This window comes from Ferdinandcohnia salidurans (assembly GCF_042680725.1).
Taxonomy (GTDB): domain Bacteria; phylum Bacillota; class Bacilli; order Bacillales; family Bacillaceae_L; genus Ferdinandcohnia; species Ferdinandcohnia salidurans.
In genome coordinates this window covers 43763-59472 of sequence record NZ_JBHUEK010000020.1, presented here as the reverse complement: position 1 = coordinate 59472, position 15710 = coordinate 43763, and the positions used below count along the sequence as shown (strand labels likewise).

16 protein-coding genes are annotated in these 15710 nt (G+C 36.0%); 5 read left to right on the top strand and 11 right to left on the bottom strand.

The features are described from left to right. Positions 1–417: 417 nt before the first annotated feature. From ACFSFW_RS13220 to ACFSFW_RS13195, 6 genes are read right to left on the bottom strand one after another with little or no spacing between them, the layout of a single operon-like run. The gene (locus ACFSFW_RS13220; protein ID WP_388038972.1) at positions 418–621 is read right to left on the bottom strand and encodes a hypothetical protein; all 204 of its coding nucleotides are present in this window, start codon (positions 619–621) and stop codon (positions 418–420) included. Between the two features lie 16 nt (positions 622–637). After that, a complete protein-coding gene (locus tag ACFSFW_RS13215) occupies positions 638–784 on the bottom strand; it encodes a hypothetical protein (protein WP_180271529.1) in 147 nt (48 codons plus the stop codon). Between the two features lie 13 nt (positions 785–797). Beyond that, complete coding sequence (locus tag ACFSFW_RS13210) at positions 798–2513, bottom strand: M56 family metallopeptidase (protein WP_388038970.1); 1716 nt, start codon at positions 2511–2513, stop codon at positions 798–800. 9 nt (positions 2514–2522) lie between these two features. After that, on the bottom strand, positions 2523–3599 hold the full coding sequence (locus ACFSFW_RS13205) for a LolA family protein (protein ID WP_388038968.1): 1077 nt from the start codon (positions 3597–3599) through the stop codon (positions 2523–2525). Position 3600: 1 nt separating this feature from the next. Continuing rightward, positions 3601–5064 carry a HAMP domain-containing sensor histidine kinase gene (locus ACFSFW_RS13200; protein ID WP_388038966.1) on the bottom strand — a complete coding sequence of 488 codons (1464 nt, stop codon included), beginning with the start codon at positions 5062–5064 and terminating at the stop codon, positions 3601–3603. Then, complete coding sequence (locus ACFSFW_RS13195) at positions 5054–5770, bottom strand: response regulator transcription factor (RefSeq protein WP_304213250.1); 717 nt, start codon at positions 5768–5770, stop codon at positions 5054–5056. Before ACFSFW_RS13195 ends, ACFSFW_RS13200 begins: the two co-directional genes overlap by 11 nt. Before the next feature lie 156 nt (positions 5771–5926). Here ACFSFW_RS13195 and ACFSFW_RS13190 point away from each other — a divergent pair, with 156 nt between their 5' ends. Next, positions 5927–6793 (top strand): SDR family oxidoreductase, encoded by an 867-nt coding sequence (locus ACFSFW_RS13190; RefSeq protein WP_388038964.1) that lies wholly within the window; start codon positions 5927–5929, stop codon positions 6791–6793. 42 nt (positions 6794–6835) lie between these two features. On the opposite strand, the gene ACFSFW_RS13185 is transcribed toward ACFSFW_RS13190, so the two are convergent. Further along, on the bottom strand, positions 6836–8224 hold the full coding sequence (locus ACFSFW_RS13185) for an alpha-amylase family glycosyl hydrolase (protein ID WP_388038962.1): 1389 nt from the start codon (positions 8222–8224) through the stop codon (positions 6836–6838). A 211-nt stretch (positions 8225–8435) separates the two neighbouring features. Between ACFSFW_RS13185 and ACFSFW_RS13180 the strand changes: the two genes are divergently transcribed. Together ACFSFW_RS13180 and ACFSFW_RS13175 are read left to right on the top strand one after the other, a co-directional pair. Further along, the gene (locus tag ACFSFW_RS13180; protein ID WP_388038960.1) at positions 8436–9806 is read left to right on the top strand and encodes an MATE family efflux transporter; all 1371 of its coding nucleotides are present in this window, start codon (positions 8436–8438) and stop codon (positions 9804–9806) included. Positions 9807–9945: 139 nt separating this feature from the next. Then, a complete protein-coding gene (locus ACFSFW_RS13175) occupies positions 9946–10509 on the top strand; it encodes a DUF2777 domain-containing protein (RefSeq protein WP_304213258.1) in 564 nt (187 codons plus the stop codon). 163 nt (positions 10510–10672) lie between these two features. On the opposite strand, the gene ACFSFW_RS13170 is transcribed toward ACFSFW_RS13175, so the two are convergent. From ACFSFW_RS13170 to ACFSFW_RS13160, 3 genes are all read right to left on the bottom strand, one after another. After that, positions 10673–12118 (bottom strand): putative bifunctional diguanylate cyclase/phosphodiesterase, encoded by a 1446-nt coding sequence (locus tag ACFSFW_RS13170; protein WP_388038958.1) that lies wholly within the window; start codon positions 12116–12118, stop codon positions 10673–10675. A 118-nt stretch (positions 12119–12236) separates the two neighbouring features. Then, entirely contained in the window at positions 12237–12605 is a 369-nt protein-coding gene (locus tag ACFSFW_RS13165) for a YisL family protein (protein ID WP_388038956.1), read from the bottom strand. A 136-nt stretch (positions 12606–12741) separates the two neighbouring features. Next, positions 12742–13647, bottom strand: coding sequence for a fumarylacetoacetate hydrolase family protein (locus tag ACFSFW_RS13160; protein ID WP_388038954.1), 906 nt, complete (start codon positions 13645–13647; stop codon positions 12742–12744). A gap of 229 nt (positions 13648–13876) precedes the next feature. Between ACFSFW_RS13160 and ACFSFW_RS13155 the strand changes: the two genes are divergently transcribed. After that, the gene (locus tag ACFSFW_RS13155) at positions 13877–14044 is read left to right on the top strand and encodes an aspartyl-phosphate phosphatase Spo0E family protein (RefSeq protein ID WP_099362368.1); all 168 of its coding nucleotides are present in this window, start codon (positions 13877–13879) and stop codon (positions 14042–14044) included. 14 nt (positions 14045–14058) lie between these two features. Here ACFSFW_RS13155 and ACFSFW_RS13150 read toward each other — a convergent pair whose 3' ends face one another. Continuing rightward, a complete protein-coding gene (locus ACFSFW_RS13150; RefSeq protein WP_388038952.1) occupies positions 14059–15255 on the bottom strand; it encodes a DUF418 domain-containing protein in 1197 nt (398 codons plus the stop codon). A 226-nt stretch (positions 15256–15481) separates the two neighbouring features. Between ACFSFW_RS13150 and ACFSFW_RS13145 the strand changes: the two genes are divergently transcribed. Then, positions 15482–15703, top strand: coding sequence for a spore germination protein (locus ACFSFW_RS13145; protein ID WP_099354279.1), 222 nt, complete (start codon positions 15482–15484; stop codon positions 15701–15703). Positions 15704–15710 lie beyond the last annotated feature (7 nt).

Sequence of the window (15710 nt, the reverse complement as noted above, 5' to 3'; positions counted from 1 at the left end):
CTAATATCTATTCTTTAAATCTAATGGAATTCCTTTTTATTAAAGGGGATTTTTAAAACATTGTTGCTTGAAGTCAATTGTTCGAGCCTTTGAATATGAAATGGATATCAAGGAAAAGTAAAAAAACTTTGTTTATGGTTGGACTTTTAGTAGTTTATGGAAATACATATGGCATAAACACCTTTTATGATTGCACTTTTGTATGATTATGGAAAAACCAATAGCATAAACGCCTTTTTTGACTATACTTTTGGATAAATACGGAAAATCCCATTGCATAAGCATCTTTTATCACATCTCATTTGGTTGAATATGGAAAAACAGAGAGGTAATTACTATGCTCTCAATCAAATGTACTCTTTCTAAAAAAGCAATAAAAAGAAGACCACCCCTTGAGGATAGTCTCCTGATTTAAACTTAGTAAAAACCAACAACTTGCAGAACAATTACGCCCACGATTGATACAATACTGCCTGTAAAAAGCACTATAAGAAGAGTTTTTAATTTCCTTGTATCTATCCAAACGACGCCCCCAACCAAAATCGTAAACAGCAAGCCAAAAACGAGAGAAGCATATGGATTTGTCGGGGTGATCCAATCATTTACACTCAGGAAATCCATTTTCTCAACTCCTACTCTATGATTGTATAGCAGGTGTACTCAAGAAAACTGTAAGTCCCCCTGCAATCGCTAAAACCACTCCTACGGGGGTATATGACGATAAGTAAATACCTAACGGAAAAACAAGCGCCCCAAGGACAAATAATACCTTTGCGATTTTCATAACCTCACCTCTTCTATCTAGATACTGACTCTTTCATACGATCAACCATCCAGCGATTTCGGATTTTCCTCCCCCAGCCCGCTTTGTTTTCTCTTAAGGACTGGACTCTCCAATACATCGGTGGGTGAAGCATGAACTGAAATTCAACAAACCTCCATAATAGTGAATCTCGCTCAATCGATGACTTTGGCTCATCTTTCTCGCCCTTTAGAACCGTACTATATGAAAGTGATTTATTAATGGCTTCGTCCTGTTTCTCTGATAAAGCGATTAAACTGATTGACATTTGCTCACTTCCCCCATCTAGAAGCGATGCTCCAAGGTGATCTGCACGGACTTCCATCCACTGCGAACAAAAAGATTGGATGATCGGGAATAGAATCATTAAAACCCAAATTAATAAGAAAATAGGTATACTATAATCTTCAATGTTTGCAATATATTTTTGAATGGACAAAACCACAACAAGAACAATTAACAAATAACAGAGTCTCCAAAGCTGTCCCCACAACACATCGCGCTTTTTAACATGAATTGCTTCATGGGCAAGGATACCTTCTATTGCCTCAGATGGTAATTTTAAAGTAGCAGTAGTTAGGGTAACCATCGCTTTACCAATATTCATACCTGTCGCAAGGCCATTATACTCGCTGCTTTCGGTTTCATACAGGCGGATATTCGGAACACCGGCCTTTTCAAAAATCCGTTGGGATGTTTCAATTAGTTGTGGATTCTTAGTCTCCTTTGCATCCATTGCTACTTTTAAAACCTGGTCCGAAATATATAGATTAAAAAGCCAATAGGCTAAAATGACGGTAACCATGATCCAAGGCGCAACTTCGAAATAATATAAAAGGAGAAGTAAACCTGTATAGGCTGATATACCTTTTACGGTTGTTGCAAAATAAAGCTTTCCAATTAATCGTTTTAAATTTTTTCGATGCCAAAATGGTAGAACGATTTGTGGCTCTTTCACACTTTCCTCAACCTTGGTCATTTCCTCGAACGTTCTTTTCCATTTTTCCGGTTCTAGGATCGTTAAATAAATTGTTTCACCAGGTACAGATATTCGTAATACCTTCTGAAAGTTTGTTGTCAAATCAGTATTAGAAGAAAACATCGTAAATAATGGATGAAGCTTTAACAAGTCTACATTCGTTTCTAGTTTCACTTCCTCTAAATCTTCTATTGGAATCTTTCGAGATTCAAAGCGTGAGGTGAGATATAATTGCTTTTCTTCTATGTCAAAAAATATTTGTACAGTTGCATAACTGCCGATTCTTTTTATGACTTCTGTAAATGTACTGACCAGTCCGAAAACAATAATGTATTTTAACGGACTATATTCAGGACCAAAGATGTAAAACATGATACCACCAAACACAACTAATCCAGTCATTAATATATCGGATGCAATTCTCTTCAAATTACGTTCTAAAGTGATTTCCTCCACTACTATCTGACGTAATTCATTTTCGATTTCAATACGTTTTTCATCTCCTGTAGTTAGAGAGATTGCTAGAAAATAGCCACTTGAAATAAACGCGATATAGATGAACCCATTCATAAAGGAAAATTGATAAAAAACAAACCCGACTGAAAGAAGAGCTAGGAGTATTTCAATTGTCGTTCCTACTTTTTTATTTAACTTACCGAAAACCAAACCAAAGATTTGGATTCCGGCCCCTACTAATAGATACAATACGATCAAATTCCAACTTGGCAGCAATGGCCCCACCTACATTTCATTATTAAGTACCATTTTTTCCGTCATTTCGAGAATATCTTCCATAGCAAGATCAGGATTTTGAATGAGAATTGTATAACGCAGACCATTCTCATCCCAGCTTAAGGCATCAATAAAATCATCATATTCTGCATTCTGGCCACGCACTTGCCATTTTCCAGGTTTAATTTCCGTTCCTGCATCTTCTGGAGTTGGAAAGATTGATACTAATACAGAAGGTACAGCTTCATATAAATAATAAACAGTAATTTCTGGACGATTGACTACTCCTTGAAGGTTTATAACTTCAACATTATCGACAGTCAAGTCTTCCCCCAAGAAAACAAGGAATGGTTGTGCTAATGCTGTTTGTGCATCTTCAAGTGACCCATAAGAAGGTTCAAATTGTGACTCAATTGGGGTAATTTTCACATTTTCAGGTATATCTAAAGTGAAGGTATCCTGCTTAAAATTTGGTGAAAAATCGAGCACTTTATATTCAAAAACAGATTTCGTATCTCCAACGACAGACATCGATTTCACTACAAACCAAGTCTTTTGATCAATCCAGAATTCAACTTCTCCAAATAAATTAGAATCTGTATTCGGCGTTGCCTTTATATGATATACATCTAAATCTACTAATTTTTCTTCACCAACAATTTCATATTCATGTGTTTTTTTAATAGCATCTAGCGTTGTCATGAGTTGTTCTTTCGGTGAAGCATCTAATAAAGGCATACCTTCCTCTGTTAGATCGATACTTAATGCCGTTTCACTCCCCGTTTCATAGGAAATCACTTGTTTTCCGTCGTTTAACACATATGATTCAAGGTCATTCGTAAGACCTGTTGTAATGATTTTTCGTTTTCCATCTTCTGCAGCGTACTCTTTAAAACTAGCATCTTCAGTGACCTCACCATTTGTCTCAAGCTTTATGACACCTTCTCCATAATAAGAAAGCTTACCTTCCTTTGCTGATAAGACTTTTGTGACAATTTCTTCTGATGACACAGCCATATCCCCTTTACAACCTGATAAAATCCCCATTATTAGAATAGCAATTAGTAAGAATCGTTTTTTCTTCATATTAATCCCTTCCTTCCCTAATCCAGCAAGCCAGTAATGTCCCATCTTTTTCCGCTGACCAGATTCCAATTTTTCCGTTTTGTTGTTCTATTAACATTTTTGAAATACTAAGTCCTAACCCAGAACTTCCACCATTATTTCTAGCATCCTCTGCCTGATAAAAGGGTTGAAATACTTTGTCCAATTGTTCTTTCGGGATTCCTATTCCCTCGTTTTGAATTAAAATGACGGTGCCTGCTTTTCTCCAAGTTTCAAGTTCTACCTGAAATTCTTTAAATACCCAATCTGGTAGTTTTGTGTCACTTGAAATAGCAGCAAGCCAAATTTGTTTTCCTTTTTCAGTATGACGAATGGCATTACCCATGATGTTATCTACAACCCTTACCATTTGTTTTGGGTCAATCTTATAGGATTTTTTTACAGATTGAAGTACATGTAGTGAAACGTCTTTTCGAATACATGGTTCATCATATCCTGATAACAACATCTCAAAATATTCTTCCCCTTCTACTTTAACAAGCTCTGTCCGTTGTTTAGAGGATTGTAATGCAGTATACATTGTTAAGTCATCAAGCATACGTTTCATGTACTCAAGCTTCTGAAATAAGATTTCCTTATATTCTGCCCTTTCATTCTCGGTTAGCGTTCGATCATTCTGGAGGACTTCAGTATAAGCCTGTATCACTGTTAATGGTGTTTTTAAATCATGTGATAATGACGCCACAATAAATTCTTTTTCCTTTTGTTGAACAGCTAATGCCTCTTGTGTTTGTTCAATTTGTGCTTTCATTTTCCAAAAATGTTTAATTAAATCCCCTATTTCATCATTTGATTCACGAATTTGAGTTGAGGGACTTTCCCCATTTGCAAAAGCAGTCATTTGAGCTTGCAACTGGCTTAAAGGACGATTCAACTTTCGATTTAATAGAATCACTACAATCGTATAGAGTAGGATAAAAAAGATACTAAAAAGTACACCCAAATAGATATAACGATTTGTTACCCCTTCTATCCACTCGTCTCTAGCAATGGATATTTCAAAAATTCCAACAACATTGCCATCTTTACTAACAGGTTTTTTCAACGAATAAGTACGAGCATTCTTTTGGAGATCATTTAAATTTCGATATACCTGTTCCATGTTTATCGTAGGAAATCCATATGAACCTGGCTCAGGTAAACTAGAAAACAAAACGACTCCATCAGCTCGATATAATGTGATTTTGATAGATTCATTTGTTAAAGCTTGAACAGAATCATACATTTCTTTTGATTGTGGTCTGTATAAATTGGGATCCAGGAGTTGTGGCGCAATTTCCTCCATTTTATTGGTCATCTCAACGTATTCCACAAATGCTTGCTTATCATCAAGGTTACTTATACTTATATAAAGAAAATAAAGAGTAACAACCGGAAGTAGCATTACAATAAAAAAGCTAATCATCAACCACTGCTTAATTCTCATACAAGTGTTCTCCTATAAAACGATAGCCAACGCCCCAGACCGTTTGGATAAACTTTGCAGATCGTGTATCATCCGTTAATTTAGATCGTAAACTTTTAATATGAACAGTGACTGTATTATTTCCGTCGACATCTTCCTGCTGCCAAATATGCTCATAAATCTCTGTCTTCGAAAAAGTTTGTAATGGATTCTTTGCTAAGAGAAACAATAACTCTCTCTCCTTAGAGCTTATCTGGACAACGTCACCGTTTAAATAAACAAGATCATTTGTAAAATCAATGGTCAAGCCATTCATATAAGTAATGCGATTATCATTTACTGTCTTGTTGTTGTATCTTCTGTATCTTCTTAAATGGGAGCTAATTCTCGCACTCAATTCCTCAAGACTAAATGGCTTTGTTACATAATCATCAGCCCCAATATTTAAGCCTTTTATTTTGCTTTCATCCTCATTTCGTGCACTTAAAATGAGTAAAGGAATTTCACTTTCCAATCGAATGGTTTTACATAATGTATACCCATCCATTTCAGGTAACATTAAATCAATTAAGGCAAGGTCAAATTTATCCGCTTTAAAATCCTCCCACCCTTCTTTTCCAGTCGATGCCCATGTTACGGTATAGCCTTCTTTCCGTAAATGATCGCAAACAATACGGGCGATTTCCTTATCATCTTCAACAAGTAGAATCTTTTCAGGTTTTTCCATGGATAACCCCTCTTTCTATCTATTTTCATTATATCGGATGTTTGTAGCGCTTTTTGATTTTTTATAAATACTTAATATTTATCCTGAATGTATATTAATGGCCCTTTTATAAAAAAGTAAGTAAGGTGCAGTTACTACATAAAAGAGGTGTTTATTTTGTCTAACAGTCAAGGGAAGAATATTTTGCCTCCACAACATCAAAATCAACAGCCTGGTACAGAAACGGAAATGATACCAAGACCTGTCTCCGAGGACCATTCCTATCAAGCCAGCAATAAGTTAGCAAATAAGGTTGCCATTATTACAGGTGGGGATAGTGGAATAGGAAAGGCTGTTGCGATTCATTATGCAAAGGAAGGCGCAAATGTTGTCATCGTATATTTAAATGAACATGAGGATGCTAAGGAAACAAAGCGCCAAGTAGAAGAAGAAGGACAAAAATGCTTACTTTTATCTGGTGATATTGGGAATGAAGAGTTCTGTAAGGAAATAGTAAAGAAAACAATTGATACATTTGGACAGCTAGATGTTTTGGTCAATAATGCAGCTGAACAGCATCCTCAAAAAAGTATTTCTGCTATTACAGCTGAGCAGCTTGAAAAAACATTCCGAACCAATATCTTTTCTTATTTTTATTTAACGAAGGCTGCTCTTCCCCACTTAAAACAGGGAAGTTCCATCATTAATACTGCATCCGTTACCGCATATAAGGGCAATGAACAACTTGTTGATTATTCTGCAACAAAAGGAGCCGTTGTTTCTTTTACAAGGTCACTTTCCATGCAATTGGTTGGTAAGGGAATCCGTGTCAACGGAGTAGCTCCTGGACCAATTTGGACACCACTTATCCCATCTACCTTTACAAGTGATCAGGTGGCGAAATTTGGTTCAACAACACCGATGAAACGCCCTGGACAGCCCGAGGAAGTCGCTCCATGCTACATCTTCCTAGCAAGTGATGATGCTTCCTATATGTCAGGCCAAATCCTTCACGTTAACGGTGGAGAAATTGTGAATGGATAAAAAAAGAAAGCATCATCCAAAGATTGGATGATGCTTTCCTTATTATTCAGGTTTTGGGCGTCCATGCCGTTTTTTATTTAAATAAATGAACCCAATCATTAACACTGGTACGATAAATACAGCAAAGAATAAGGTATAATTAATTTTCGTTTTGTCTCGAACTACGAATACTTCTGAGATATCACGATTGACAACAACAGGAAATTCACCATCTATCGAACGGATAAGGTCCTCCGTAATCAGTCCGGTTAATTCCTTGTCTTCTCCAACTTGATCAGTTGTTAGAGTAAAGCTTTGAGTTTTCGTTGTGTTATTAATCGCCACAAACGCGATTTGCCCTTCGAACTCTCTTTTAAAAACTAATAAACCTGCATCATTTTTAACCAATTCAATGGATCCCTTTGTTAATGCTGGTACTCCTGAACGAATCTTTGATAGCAAAGTTATATATTCAACAAGCTCTTGGTCTGTTCGAAAATCCATTAATCCAAGATTGTCTGGCGGCTCACTTCCATTTAACGCGATTTCTGTTCCATAAAATACAATAGGAATTCCAGGTGTTGTAAACAAATACGTCAATCCTGACTTTAAGCGAGGCGCTGGGTGCTCATTTGCTTCCGTTGCCAAATATGTAAATCGAACTGTATTCGTGTTATCCATGAAATGAATTAAGGAATTAGTATTTTCAAATTCTTGATTCTGTTCCCATATTGTATCTACATTGTTAAAAGGTTGATCTGGAACACTAAAACTCGTGATTCCTTCATAAGGTGTTGGATTGAAAACTGAATCAAGACCTGCTGCTTCAAACTCTCTTAAATTATCTAAACCAGCAGATTCACCAATTAAGATTAGATTTTCTTGTTTAGATTTAAGTTCTGTTGATAATGTAGAAATATAACTTGGTGAAACCCCTTCTATGAGGTCTATCTTATATCCGTCAATTTCTGTTTCTTGAACCCAGCTTAATGCTGTCTGTACTAATTCACCATCAAGAGGACCTTCGTTTGAATTGATTCCAAGGTCTAGAATAATCTTCATATCCTTCTCATGTGCTTCTTTTACAAGTTGTTTTAAATCATCCTTCGTACCAAAATGCTTATTGATTTCTTGTCTGTCAGTTACAAGATACGGATAAAATGTATTCGAATCATTTTCAAAAACAGGAGATAATAATAGTGAGGTAAACCCCATATCCTTGATGTAATCAAGTTTTCCAATAATCCCCTGAATGTCTCCTCCATGGTAGGCGATTGGATTTGAACGATCCACATCAAGATCATTCATACTTTCTCCATTATTAAATCGATCGACCACTATGTAATAAATGCTTTCTTCTTCTATCCTAAAATCATCAGCAGCCACAACAGGCATGGCTAACATAAATAACATTGGTAGTAGAAACGCTACTATGTATAACTTTTTCTTCATCATTTAACCCCTATCGTATTAGTAATCATCATACTTAAAAGTAACCTTTTCCCCCCTGAAAATCAAATATAACAACGGTTTGTTCAAATTTTGTACAAATTTAATATCTAAAAAATTCGGGATTATCCCCAAAAAAATTACGTATCTTTCCCTCCTTAAACTGTGATAAACTATTATAGTTTTACACTTATGAAACAAGGGAGTGGACCGCTTGGAAACTTCTATCAATACAAAAAAATTAACACTGTTTGCATTGACATGGCCAATTTTTATTGAATTACTTCTACATATGTTAATGGGAAATGCTGATACATTAATGCTAAGCATGTATTCCGATAATTCAGTTGCGGCTGTTGGGGTAGCAAACCAAATCTTATCATTAATTATTGTCATGTTTGGATTTATCGCAACCGGTACAGCCGTTTTAGTGGCCCAACATTTTGGTGCAAATAATGAAAAAAGCGCTGCCGAAGTTTCGGTTGTCTCAGTTATTGCGAACCTGATATTTGGTCTTATTTTAAGTCTTATCGTTTTTGTTTGGAGTAAGAAGCTTTTGCTCTTAATGGATTTGCCTGTTGAATTATTAGACGAAGCAGATAGCTATCTGAGAATAGTAGGTTTATTCTCCTTCCTCCAAGCACTTATTATGACGATTGGGGCTGTCATAAGAAGCTATGGTTTTACACGGGACACCATGTACGTAACGATTGGGATGAATATCCTTAATGTGATTGGTAACTATATTTTTATCTTTGGTCCTTTTGGATTGCCAGTACTCGGGGTTGAAGGGGTTGCTATTTCTACTTCTGTCAGTAGATTAGTCGGCTTACTTGTTATCACCTATCTCTTAATCAAACGAGTAGATCATGGTCTTCCATTTAAAAAGGTGTTCACTTTACCAAAACAACATATCCAAAACCTTCTTAAAATAGGGATACCTTCTGCCGGTGAACAACTCTCTTATAATTCCTCCCAGATGATTATCACGTATTTCATTACAATTATGGGGACACAAGCGCTGACGACGAAGGTATACGCACAGAACTTAATGATGTTCATTTTTTTATTTAGTATTGCGATTAGTCAGGGAACACAGATATTAGTTGGACAAATGATCGGAGCCCGGCAGATAAACGATGCATATCTAAGGGCAATAAAAAGTCTAAAGCTCGCCATTTTAATCTCTGCTGTCATGGCAATTGTATTTTCAATCTTTAAAGTACCACTGCTCTCTATCTTTACAAATAACCAAGACATTATAAAAACCGGTGGTGTCCTTATTCTTTTAACCATCATTCTTGAACCCGGCCGAGCCTTTAATCTTGTTCTTATTAATGCATTAAGGGCGGCTGGAGATGTTAAATTACCGGTTTATATGGGAATTCTTTCGATGTGGGGGATTTGTGTACCAATTGCCTATGTGCTTGGAGTTCATTTTGAATTAGGATTAATAGGTGTTTGGATTTCCTTTATTGTGGATGAATGGCTCCGTGGTATCGTAATGCTGTGGAGATGGCGTTCTCGGGCTTGGGAAAAGAAATCATTTGTTACACCTGTTGAGAATGCAAACATAACAGCCTGAATGAATCAGGCTGTTTTTTTTATGAAGGAAATAATCCAAACTATGGGTAAAATCCTTGGTTATAAATTTCCTTCTTTTTGTCTAAAAAGAGGATAACACAACTTATTATAGATAACACATGATGGATGGAGGATTTGCATTGGATTTACAACAACGTCTCGGCAGCATAAATGAACAAAAACGCTCTTTTATTATGGGAACGACTGAATGTATAAATGACCAGTGGATCTTCTTTGATGCAGAAACAGATGAAGCATCGATGCTTGAAGAAATGATTGGGAAGGAAGTAGAAGTTTTCACTTTGAACAAATGGGAAAAAGGCATTTTTGTGGAGGATGGCCTTATCCAAATGAATAATTATTTTTACAAGCTTGATAATGGGGACTGCCTTCGTTTTCGCAAAAAATTATCCCTTGCTTATAAGGAACTTTTGGAGAATTTCTCAGAAGATCAGTTTTTACGCTTTACGTCTACCTTAAATAAACTTTCCTTTTCATTATATGATTGCATCCATTGTCATAATCAATTGATGTACCAACAAGACAATGGTGAAAATGAGGGTGTTAATTTTATTATGTTTGATAATACAGAAATGCTCCTATCTGTTCACCATCACTTTTCACGAGGAAAATTAAAGAAGGATCGTTTTGAATTTACGTTAGCAAATGGAAAAAGAGCGGTACTTTCAACATTATGCAAATAATAAAAGCGCAAGGCGCTCAGCTTTAGGCGACAAGCATAAGGCAAGCGCTGACAGAAGGTGCATTTTACCTTCCGAAGCGATTGACTTAGACCAGAGAGCCGATGGCGCCTGGAGCTAGACATGATAATAATAGGGCTGTTCATCCGTGAACAGCCCTTTATATTTACAATGCCTTAAGTTTAGCTAATCCATTCTCAAATTCTTCACTTTTCATTGGTTTGTCGATATAAAATCCTTGTGCATAATGGCAATCAAGTTCTTTTAGTAATTCGATTTGTTCATCGGTTTCAACACCTTCAGCCACTACCTTCACAGATAAACCATGTCCCATCGTAATAATCGCCTTAACGATCGCGATGTCAGAGGTATTGACCTTCAGATTATTAATAAAGGTCCGATCAATTTTCAGGGTATTGATAGGTAAATCCTTCAAATAACTTAAAGATGAATAACCCGTTCCAAAATCATCAATAGATACCTTTACACCAAGCTTTTGCAGCTCTTTCATTACAAATACACTGTGTGTGATATTTCGAAGCATCACACCTTCTGTAAGCTCAAGTGTTAAAAATTGCGGTGGAAGACCTGTTTCAAATAATGCCTCCTTCACCTCATCGATAAAGCTTATTTGTTGAAACTGATTAGCAGATACATTAACGGCAATAGTTAAATAATCATACCCCATATCATGCCATTTTTTATTCTCCTGACAGGCTTTTGTTAAAACCCATTTGCCGATATCATGAATCAAACCTGTTTCTTCAGCTAACGGAATGAATTCCCCTGGTGAAACTAGGCCAAGCTTTGGATGTTCCCATCTTAAGAGAGCTTCACTGCCATAGACCCTCCCTGTGGCCAAATCTATAAGGGGCTGGTAGCATAAATGAAATTCACTTTTCTCAAGGGCTCTGCGCAAATAACCTTCAAGCTCAAGCTTATACAATACTTGCTGATTCATTTCGGCGCGGTAGAATTTCATTTTATTCCCACCTTGCTGCTTTGCAAGGTTCATCGCGGTATCAGCATGCTTAAATAACAATTCAGTTGTTATACCATCATTAGGATAAAAACTAGCTCCAATACTCCCCGTTAAAAAGAACTCACGTGCTTCAAACATAATTGGTTTAGCGATATCATGCAAAAGACTTTGTCCAAGGTCAACAATCTTTTCAACCTCAACATCATTGGTTATTAAAATCGTAAATTTATCACCACTAAATCTTGCAAGATAGCTCTTATTGGGGAGTAACGCTTTAATCCGATTTGCAAGTTCCTTTAATATAATATCCCCTGCATAATGCCCCACTGTATCATTAATAATTTTGAAACGGTCTAAATCTATAAATAACACAGCAAATTTATTATGTTTCTTTTTCTGCTTAAACCTTTTCACATATTCCTCTACTTGATTCGTAAAATGCTGACGATTCGGTAAGCCAGTGTCAGCATCATAAAAGGCTAAACGCGTAATCTTTTCCTCAGCCTTTTTTTCATAAAAAGCTTCAATAGTTTTATATTTTTCGGTAGTAAGTTGGTGTTGCTCTATTAATTCACTGATATCTATCAATTGTTTATACACAAAGCTATTCGTTCTCAATACGAGATTCACCACTCTTTTTCCCTCAAGAAGTATGTATATCTATTCATAAAGATAGCATAGATTTTGTCGAAAAACATAGAAAAAAAAAGAAAAAGCTACCACGAATGGTAGCTTTTTCACAAATTTTTTAGAATCTCCACATACCTAGTGGGAGTTTTGCTCCTAACACAATGGTTAAGATTAATACAATAATAAACAATACCCAGAAGAGTCCATTTGGTTTTCCCTTACTGGAGCGTGCTAAGATCATTTCCATAAATCCAATTGTTAATATGCCAAGTACTGCTTTACCTATGTATTCACCGTCAATTACAACTCCACCAAATAAAAGCAGTGCACCTGTTGCTAAAATGAATAGATAAAATAAACGTAATGTCATTTTAACAATTTTTTGTGACTTTTCTTTTCCTGCCTTATTTAGAACTGTTGCTGCAATCACAAATAGAATAATAGCAACTACCCAAGAGGTAACATGTGCGTGAGTGTTCACAGTCATGTACTACTCCTCCTTTTCTTTTTTATCCCAGAGATTATCATAGCATGTTTATCAGGAATTTCAAAAGGTTACATCTATCCTTTTTCACTATGCACATAGTAAATATGTCTTTTTTGTGAAATCGTATTCCTTTCAATTATTCCTCAATTTTATTACGCAATGTTCCAAGGCCGTCAATTGTAATTTCAATGACGTCTCCACCTTTTAGGAAGCGTGGCGGATTAAAGCCTTTACCCACTCCGGATGGTGTACCTGTAGCAATAATATCTCCAGCTTCGAGTGTCATTCCTTGTGAAATGACCGAAATAATCGTTTCAATCGGGAAAATCAATTGACTTGTATTACCTGACTGACGAACCTCCCCATTTACCTCCGTTTTTACGGACAGATTACTTGGATCTGGGATCAATGATTTATGTACTAGCACTGGACCCATTGGACATGTCGTATCTAGGCTTTTTCCAAGAAAAAATTGTTTATGTCTTGATTGAATATCACGGGCTGTTATATCGTTTAAGATTGTATATCCAAAAACATAGTCAAAAGCTTCACTTTCTTTAATGCCTCGACCCGTTTTGCCAATAACAATAGCTAACTCTCCCTCGTAATCTAGCTGTTCAGTGATATGTTTATGATTTAGTACAGTCTCCTCTGGACCAACTACTGTTGTTGGTGTTTTTGTGAACATTACAACATGCTCTGGGATATCCTTTGCACTTCCCATTTCAATGACGTGTTCTGCATAATTTTTGCCGACACAGAAAATATTTTTGCGCGGTCTTGGGATTGGAGCCTTTAATGACATTTCTTCGATAGGGTAAATACAATCTGTATCAGGATTTTCGCGGACCCACAATTCAATTTCCTGAACTCTTTCAAGACACTCTTCCCCTTGAGCTATCACTTCAATCATTGTTTCTGGAATAGTTGTTGTGCCATTCATTTTCATCTCAGCAACTTTTACATCTATTACTTGATTAAGCTCCTCATTTACAATTCCAATAAATTGTTTTCCATTCTTTTCAGCTGTTACAAACCTCATTTTCATCACCTCTTATTTAGTCTTTTACTTTATTCTATTTTCGATGTTGAAATTCCTCTTTCTATACTTTTTGTAGAATTTTGTTTGTTTTTGTAACATTTTAAGAGGTTTTAGCGAACCTGTTTTAATCCCTGTAAAGGCAGGTATAATAATGGTACAAAGCTTGTATGTACTACTTTAGTCTAAGCGTTCATGATTACAATGTACTAAAAAAAATGGAGAAATGAAAATGTTCATGTTGAAGATTGCAATTGAATTAAAACGCCGAAAAATGACAGTTTTAGCAAATCGGCACGGCTTTACTGCTTGGGAGACAGTAAAGTGTAGTCAAGAGTTAGATCAATTATTGAATATTTATCAAAAGACAAAACAAAAAAAACTAAAGATGGTAAATTGAAAAGACTATTCGCATTAGCGAATAGCCTTTTTTCTTATATCAACCTTATTAGCATATGTTAATGATCTCCAAACCCATTCAAATGGACCGTATCGGAATTTTTTCAACCAGAAATAACTTAGGATGACTTGAACAATGTAAATGCCAATAGTAAGTAGGAAACCTGTAAATGGCTGTATCTTGCCATATAATCCAAAACCATAGCCATAAAACAATAAGGTACAGACTATTGATTGGAATAGATAATTACTCAGCGAAAGCCTTCCAACAAGAGCAAGTGGAGATAGCAGCCTTTTCCAAACGGGTAATCTCATTAACAGGACTATCGACGTTGCATATAAAAGAGCAGTGCTCGGACCACCGATTGTATCCTGTAAATAATCAGTTGCCGGATTTTTAGCCGTGTAATAGGGTAGCAATTTCATTGGAACCCCAATTACCAGTGCGGTTAACCAAAGAAACTTAACCTTCTTAACATCCTCATCACGGCCTTCAAACCATTTTTTCTTAGCGATAAAGGCACCTAGGAGGAACATTGGTAGCAATGTAATGATCATTACAAAAATGCTTGCAACGTTATTCACAAAATACCAATCTTGAAATCTTTGAATCGTAATCTCCCAAAAACCACCGTTTGCATAAATTTCTGCTGATTTTAAAGCAAGCTGTTCATTGTACATAACAGCATTTAAATCTGGTTCAAACAAGACCGCTACAAACATAAGTCCACCGAGAACGACATTGGGTACAAAGATAAGGACTAATGCCCAAATAAGCAAGGTAATCGGCTTTGCTTTATGAAATAATAGTAAAATCGCGCCAATTACAGCATATGTGATTAAAATATCACCGTGCCAAACAAAGAATGCATGTAAACATCCAAAAAGCAATAGCACAATTAATCTTCTTGAAATCAATGGATAAAATGAATAGCCTTTAGCAACTGCTCTTTCCTTAAACAAAATAAAACCAAAGCCAAAAAGAAATGAAAATAAAGTATAAAAACTAGCTTGTGCAAAAATATCAATGATACTATTTGTCCACTGATTGAGTTCCCCTATCCACCATGTTGCTGGATTTAAATAGAGAATCGGTGCAAAAAACGATGGCATATTGACAAAAAATATCCCTAATATTGCTAACCCTCTTATCACATCAATTGAGTGAATCCGCTCTGCTCCTAATGCGGGACTTAATCGATCATTACTCATTCGTACAACTCCTTACCACTTTTACATATATTCGATTATAAGAGAACTAAATTGGAAACACTAGGAAAATTTTCTGATATTGAAATTAGCCTTCAAAGGAAGGACCTTATGTTAAAAAATCACATCTTCTGGGCAGTTCTCATAGAATAAAAAAACTGTTTATATACGACCAATGATATCACTATTCGTAATTCTTCAAATTCGTTTTGTAAAAGGGTGTTTTTGTATGCCAGCAATCGTAGGAGCCGTAAAAGTAAATAGTGTTGGAAATAGCAGTGTTTTCAATATTGGTGATGTCTTTCAAATCTCCCCTACCAGCACTGCTAAGACTTTTGCAGGGGCTGGCTCATTTAATACCGGGGATGGTCTTCGAGTCTATAATAATCAAAGTGTTACGAACACTTACGATACAGATAAAATTGACAATGTCATTGTTGGGAATGCTTAAGGAGGGA